At 72.7% G+C, this 6,945-nt stretch carries 4 protein-coding genes; 3 read left to right on the forward strand and 1 reads right to left on the reverse strand.

Going from position 1 to position 6,945, the window contains the following annotated elements; all coding sequences use genetic code 11:
• The first annotated feature begins 51 nt into the window (after nt 1–51).
• A complete protein-coding gene (locus ETD85_RS14640; protein WP_138690235.1) occupies nt 52–576 on the forward strand; it encodes a hypothetical protein in 525 nt (174 codons plus the stop codon).
• Between the two features lie 144 nt (nt 577–720).
• Here the strand turns inward: ETD85_RS14640 and ETD85_RS14645 are convergent, their stop codons facing one another.
• Nucleotides 721–3,312, reverse strand: coding sequence for a GNAT family N-acetyltransferase (locus tag ETD85_RS14645; protein WP_138690236.1), 2,592 nt, complete (start codon nt 3,310–3,312; stop codon nt 721–723).
• Nucleotides 3,313–3,726: 414 nt separating this feature from the next.
• On the opposite strand from ETD85_RS14645, the gene ETD85_RS14650 reads away from it, so the two are divergent.
• Both ETD85_RS14650 and ETD85_RS14655 read left to right on the forward strand, forming a co-directional pair.
• Nucleotides 3,727–5,247 (forward strand): long-chain-fatty-acid--CoA ligase, encoded by a 1,521-nt coding sequence (locus ETD85_RS14650; protein ID WP_138690237.1) that lies wholly within the window; start codon nt 3,727–3,729, stop codon nt 5,245–5,247.
• Between the two features lie 174 nt (nt 5,248–5,421).
• Nucleotides 5,422–6,945 (forward strand): cation-translocating P-type ATPase (locus tag ETD85_RS14655; protein ID WP_138690238.1); only part of this gene is annotated, 1,524 nt, incomplete at its 3' end.

The raw sequence follows: 6,945 nt of genomic DNA on the forward strand, positions 1-6,945 counted from the left end.
GTGCTTGGAGCGAGAAGAAAACGGCGAATCATCCGTGAAAGGGGAGGCGTCATGGCCGCCACCGGTAGCAGGACCGTCATGGGGACCGGCGCGATCGCCGCTCGCCGGCCCGTCGATTACGTCTGGGCGGCCGCGCGGATCGCGATCGGCTGGATCTTCCTGTGGGCGTTCCTGGACAAGACGTTCGGCTGGGGTTTCGCCACCCCCGCCAACCGGGCCTGGGTCGAGGGCGGCAGCCCGACGACCGGGTTCCTCAAGGGCACGGGCGAGAACGCGCTGGGCGGCTTCTTCTCCGGCCTGGCCGGGCAGGGGTGGGTGGACTGGCTGTTCATGGCCGGCCTGCTGGGCATCGGCCTCGCGCTCGTCCTGGGCGTCGGCCTGCGGATCGCCGCCGTCACCGGCACCGCGATGCTGGTCCTGATGTGGGCGGCCGAGCTGCCCCTGGCCAACAACCCCTTCCTGGATGAGCACCTCATCTACTCCATCGTCCTCATCGGCCTGGCCCTGGCCGGCGCGGGGACCACGCTGGGGCTGGGCAACCTGCCCATCGTCCAGCGCACCCCCTGGCTTAAGTAGCGCGAACGATCAGACGCCCGCCTCCGCAACGCCGGAGGCGGGCGTTCGGCTTGCCCCGGGAAGCGCAGGCCGTCCCGCGAGCACCAGCGATCACTTCCTGGGACGGGCGATCAACGACGAGCGTGCCAAGGCGCGGCTGCCGGGTCAGCGCAGATGCCGGAGCAACGGCGAGGGCGTCGGCGGGCACGGCGCGATCCGGATCCGGGCGTCCACCGTGGTGGCGCCGTCCGGCGTGACGATGACCGGGTTGAGGTCGAGCTCGGCCACCTCGGGGAGGTCGTCGAGCAGCCTGCCGATCCGTTCGAGCTGTTCGGCCAGGGCGGCGACATCGAGGGCCGGGGAGCCGCGGTAGCCGTGCAGCAGCGGGGCACAGCGCAGCTCGTCGATCATGTCGCGGGCATCGGTGACCGGCGGGACCCGGAAGGCGCGGTCGGCCAGCAGATCGGCCGTCACCCCGCCCATCCCGACCATGACCAGCGGGCCGAACGCGGGGTAGTTGACCCCACCGACGATGATCTCGACCCCGTTCGGCACCAGGGGCTGGACGATGGCGGCGGTCATCTCCCCGCCGATGCGCGCCGACATCTCGGCGTAGGCGTGCCGTACCTCCTCCGGGGTGCGGAGGCCGAGCCGGACGCCGCCGACCTCGCTCTTGTGCACCGGGCCGACGGCCTTGAGCACCACCGGCGACCCGACGGTCCGGGCGGCCTGGGCGGCGGCCTCAGGGCCGTTCACTTCGACGGACTCCACCAGCGGCACCCCGTAGCAGCGCAGTAGCCGGGCGGCGGCCGTGGGGGAGAGCCAGCCGCCGCCGGGGTGCTCGGCCAGCTCGGCCTGGGCGATCTCGCGTGCCGTCCGGTCGTCGGACCGCGGGGCCGGCGTGACCGGCTGAGCAGGGCGACTCCGCCGTTCGGCGTAGTGCACGACGTGGGCGAGGGCATCGACGGCCTGCTCGGGAAAGGCGTAGCTGGGGATGCGGCCGTCGATCAGGCCGTCGTGGCCGATCACGCAGGCCAGCACGGTCTTGTCCGTGGTCTTGGCCGCGCCGGCGATGGCCTGACGGGTCTCCTCCAGCCCTGAGCCGAACGGCGGGGTGTAGACGACGAGGACCACGTCCACCTCGGGCGAGGCGGCGAGCTTCCCCACCGCGGCGCCGATCTCCGCCGCGCTCGCGGCGGCGGTGAGGTCGATCGGGTTGCCCAGCGCGGCGGCGGGCCGGGCGTTCAGCAGGCCGGGCGGCAGCTCCGGGACGGTCAGGCCGCGGCGCTCGCAGGCGTCGGCGGCCATCGCCTGGGGGCCGCCGGAGTTGCCGACGATGGCGACTCGGCGCCCCTTCGGCAGGGGCTGGGCCGCGAGCAGCTTGCTGGTGTCGATGAGGTCGGGCACGCTGTCGAGCCGGATCACGCCGGCAGCGCGAACCAGCGCGTCCACCGCGACGTCGGGAGTGGCCGCGGCGGCGGTGTGCGAGCGCACGGCCCGGTCACCCGCGCCGCCGCGCCCGCTCTTGACCAGCAGGACCGGCTTGCGGGCGGTGACCCGGCGGGCGATCCTGGCGAACTTGCGCGGGTTGCCGAACGACTCCAGATAAAGGGCGATCACGTCGGTGCCGGGGTCGTCCTCCCAGTATTCGAGGAGGTCGTTGCCACTGACGTCGGCCTTGTTGCCGACCGAGACGAAGGAGGAGACGTTCAGGCGTTCCAGCAGCGCCGCCCCGATCGCGCCGGACTGGGACATGAGCGCGATACGTCCCTGGACCGGGTGATGCGGCAGGAAGCTGGCGTTCAGCCGCGCCGCGGTGTTGACCACGCCCAGGCAGTTCGGGCCGACGAGCCGCATCCCGGCCGAGCGGCAGATCTTCAGCAGCTCCGACTCCGAGCTTCGCTTGCCGGTCTCCGCGAACCCGGAGGTGAGCACCACCAGCCCGGTCACTCCGGCCTGCGCGCAGTCGTGAGCCACCTCCAGGACGTGCTCGGCGGGGACCGCCACGACGGCCAGGTCCACGCCGGCGGGCACCTTGGCCTGGCAGGGCAGGCCGGCCACCTCGGTGGCGTTGGGGTTGACGGCATACAGAGGTCCGGGGAAGCCGCCGTCGAGAAGGTTGCGCAGGACCTGGTGCCCGATCGAGCGCTCGTTGCGGCCGGCGCCGATCACGGCCACCGAGCGTGGGGTGAGTACTCGGCTCAGGGACGCCCGTCCGGCCTCGTGGTCGCGGGATTCGATGCTCTCCCGCAGCCGGGCCGTCGGCTCGGCGGCGATGGCGACGTGCAGGGTGCCGCCCTCGAAGCGCTGGGTCACGTCCAGGCCGATGTCGCGCAGCACCCGGATCATCGGACGGTTCTCGGCCAGCACGTCGGCCACCAGCTCACGTACCCCGTGACCGGCCGCGTCCAGGGCGGCGTGCTCCAGCATCAGCGTGCCGAGCCCGTGCCCGTGGACGGCGTCGTCGATGAGGATCGCGAGGTCGGCCCGGCCGTCGGCGAGGGGGAGGTATTCGGCGACCGCGACCAGCCGATCGTGCATGCCGGCCACCAGGGCATGACCGTCGTACTCGTCGCTCGTGACGCGGTCCATGTACGCGTGCGCCGTCGCCCGGCCGCCGGTGAAGAAGCGCAGGTACGCCGAGCGTTCCGACGAGCGGTCCACCAGCTCGTGCAGGCTCCGCCGGTCCTCCGGCCGCAGCGGGCGCACGTGCGCGATGTTGCCGTCGCGCAGCAGTACGTCGTATCCCTCGGGCACGGCGCTCCCCCTCACGTAGTGCCCCGGCTCTGAGGGTGCCGGGCGGAGGGACAGCAGATCGAGCCTGACGACCCCAGCGTAAAGGCCGGAACTCCCTGACGCCGAACACCTCGTCGCGCTCGCCGTGGTCACCTCGCGGGGGCGGGCCACGGCCCCGCCCGCCGGCCGGCCACCGTGCGTTCGCTCCGGATCAGGCACAACGGCGGCCGGCTCGGGACCTTCAGCCCTGTGCGCTCCACGGGCCACGGATGACGCTGAGAGCCAACCGGCACGTACGCAGGCCGGCGACGGACCTGGCCGATCGCATGACCCCGCCGCGTCCCCGGGCCCGTTCGGCCGCGAAGGACCGCGCGACGTTCTCCGGCCCAGACGAAGGCGGTGGAGCGGCGCCCGGTCTGATCGAAGGAGAGATCCATGTTCAACCTCGCAGTCATCCTGCGCGAATCCGCGAAGGCCGAGCCGGGCAAGCCGGCGATCAGGCACGACGGCGGTGCGATGAGCTACGCCGAGCTGGACGCGCTGTCCGACGCGGTCGCCGAGGGCCTGGCCGCCCGGGGCATCCGGCCTGGCCAGGCGGTGGGGCTGCAGTTGCCCAACATCCCCGAATTCGTGGTGGCCTACTTCGGCATCCTCAAGGCAGGGGCCGTCGTGGTGCCGCTGAACCCGCTGCTCAAGGCGCGTGAGGTGGCCTACTGCCTGGGCAACTCCCGGGCAGGCGCGCTCATCACCTGGTCGGCGCTGGCCGAGGAGGCGATCAAGGGCGCCGCGGAGGAAGGCGTCACCGACGTGTTCGCCGTCGGCGCGCCCTGCCCGGCCGCCGCGCCGTTCACCGATCTGCTCAAGCCCGCGGCGGACCGCCGGCCGATCACGCCACGCGAGGGCTGCGACACCGCCGCGATCGTGTTCACCTCGGGCACCACCGGCGTGCCTAAAGGAGCGGAACTGACGCACATCCAGCTCTACATGAACGCCGACATCCCCGGCCGGCTGTTCGACGTGCGTCCCGACGACGTCGTGCTGACGATCCTGCCGATGTTCCACGTGTTCGGCCTGTCGAGCATCCTCGACGTCAGCGTCCGTTTCGGCTGCACGCTCTCTCTCGTCCCGCGCTTCGACGCCGGAGCGGCGCTGGAGGCGATCGAACGCGATCGCGTGACCATCTTCGAGGGCGTGCCCACCATGTTCGTGGCCGTGCTGGAACACCCCGAGCTCGGCCGGTACGACACCTCGTCGCTGCGCGTGGCGATCTCCGGCGGCGCCGCCATCCCCGCCCACGTCCTGGACGCCTTCGAGCAGCGCTTCGGCGTCATCGTCCTGGAGGGCTACGGCCTGACCGAGACCGCGTCGACGACCACGTTCAACATCAGCGCCGACGAGCGGCGCGCCTACAGCGTCGGCAAGCCGATCTGGGGCACCGAGACCCAGGTCTGGGACGAGCAGGGCAGGCGGCTCCCGCCCGGGCGCGAGCACGTCGGAGAGCTGGTCACGCGCGGCTTCCACGTCATGAAGGGCTACCACGACCAGCTGGCGGCGACCGCCGAGGCCATGGCGGGCGGCTGGCTCCACACCGGCGACCTCGGGTACGTCGACGAGGACGGCTTCTTCTTCATCATCGACCGCAAGAAGGAGCTCATCATCCGCGGCGGCTACAACATCTACCCACGCGAGGTGGAGGAGATCCTCTACAACCATCCCGCCGTCGCCGAGGCCGCCGTCGTGGGTGTCCCCGACGCGCGGCTGGGGGAGGAGGTCGCGGCGTATGTGTCGCTCAAGCCGGGCAGGAAGGCCACGGAGCCGGAGCTGATCGCCCACTGCCGGGATCGGCTGGCCGCCTACAAGTACCCCCGTCACATCGAGATCCGCGACGCGCTGCCCAAAACGGCCAACGGCAAGATCGCCAAGCTGGAGCTCTCCGGGCTGCGCAGCAGCCCCTGATCAGGGGCGACGCCGCTGAGCGCGGCGCTCGAAGCGGATCGGGGCCTGGGCCCGCACGTGGTGCCACGGAACCGTCAAGTCGCGCTCACCCCGGTGCAGAACGGGTCGAAGGTCCTCATGTCCGAGGGCCTTCGGCTGAGGTGCGGTCCGTGTGCCGGATGATCTATTGGAGCCATGGACACCTCCACGCATGCCCTGACCGGACTGGCCGAGGACGAGGCGGCCCGGGCTCTGGCCGAGCACGGGCGCAACGAGCTGCCCGAGCCGAAGCCGCGCTCGCTCCACTCGCGGGCGGCCCGCCAGCTCGCGGACCCGCTGTCGATCCTGCTGCTGATCGCCGGGCTGGTCACCCTCGCCGTCCTGCGTGAGGTGCCGGAGGGTGCGGCGATCCTGGCCATTCTGCTGGTCAACGTGGTCATCGGGGTGAGCCAGGAGGCCAAGGCCGAGCAGGCGGTCCGGGCCCTGCGGACGATGACCGCGCCGATGGCGAAGGTCCGTCGCGGCGGCGCCGTACGGCGCATCCCCGCGGCCGAAGTGGTGCCGGGGGACGTGGTCGAGGTCGCGGCGGGCGACCGGGTCGCCGCCGACGCCCAGGTCGTCGAGGCCGTCTCGCTGGCCGTCAACGAGTCGATGCTGACCGGGGAGTCGCGCTCGGCGGCCAAACGCGCGGGCGGGCTGCTGGAAGGGCCGCTGGGCGACCGTGACGGTGAGCTGTTCTCCGGCACCATGGCCGTACGCGGCTCCGCCGTCGCGGTGGTCACCGCGACCGGCGCGGCCACCGAGATGGGCCGCATCGCCTCAGCCCTGCAGGGCCAGGTGAAGGGGCCCCTGGAGGTGGAGCTGGCGCGGGTGTCCAAGCGCATCGGCGTGCTCGCCGTCGTGGCGGGCGTCGTCATGGTGGCGCTGGGCTTCACCAGGGGCGGGATCGAGCCGTTCGAGCTGGTGCTGGCCGGTGTGGCGCTGGCGATCGCGGCGGTGCCGGAGAGCATGGCGGCGGCCGTCACGACCGCGCTGGCGCTCGGCTCGCAGCGGATGGCCAAGCTCGGCGTAATCGTACGCAGGCTGTCGGCGATCCAGGCACTGGGCGCCACCACCGTGATCGCCTCGGACAAGACCGGCACGCTGACCACCGGCCGCCTCGCTGTCACCGATCACGTCACCGTGCCCGGCGCGGACCTGTGGCGGGCCGCCGTACGGTGCAACGACGCCCGCGACGGGCTCGGCGACGCGGTGGACGTGGCGCTGCTGTCCGCCGCCGCTGGCCACGGCGTGCGGCCGGACGAGCCGCGGACGTCCAGCCGGCCCTTCGACGCCGACACCCGCTCCATGGCGGTCGTCACCCCCGGCCCGGTGCTCACGGTGAAGGGCGCTCCCGAAGTGGTGCTCGCGCGCTGCTCCCCGGGCGAGCAGGCCGACCGGCTGGCCGCCGCCGTTCCCGAGCTGGCCAGGCGCGGGTTACGGGTTCTGGCGCTGGCCGAGGGCGATACCGGCGACCTGGACGCGGACGGGCTGCGGCCGGTCGGGCTGCTCGCGCTGAGCGACGAGATCCGCGTCTCGGCCCGCCAGGCGGTGGCCGACTCCCGCGCGGGCGGCATCCGGGTGATCATGGTGACCGGCGATCACGCCGACACCGCGCGCGCCGTCGCGGTGGAGGTGGGGATCGAGCCGGAACCGGTGGTGACCGGGGCGGGCCTGGAG

It is taken from the genome of Nonomuraea zeae, assembly GCF_005889725.1.
GTDB classification, from domain to species: Bacteria; Actinomycetota; Actinomycetes; order Streptosporangiales; family Streptosporangiaceae; genus Nonomuraea; species Nonomuraea zeae.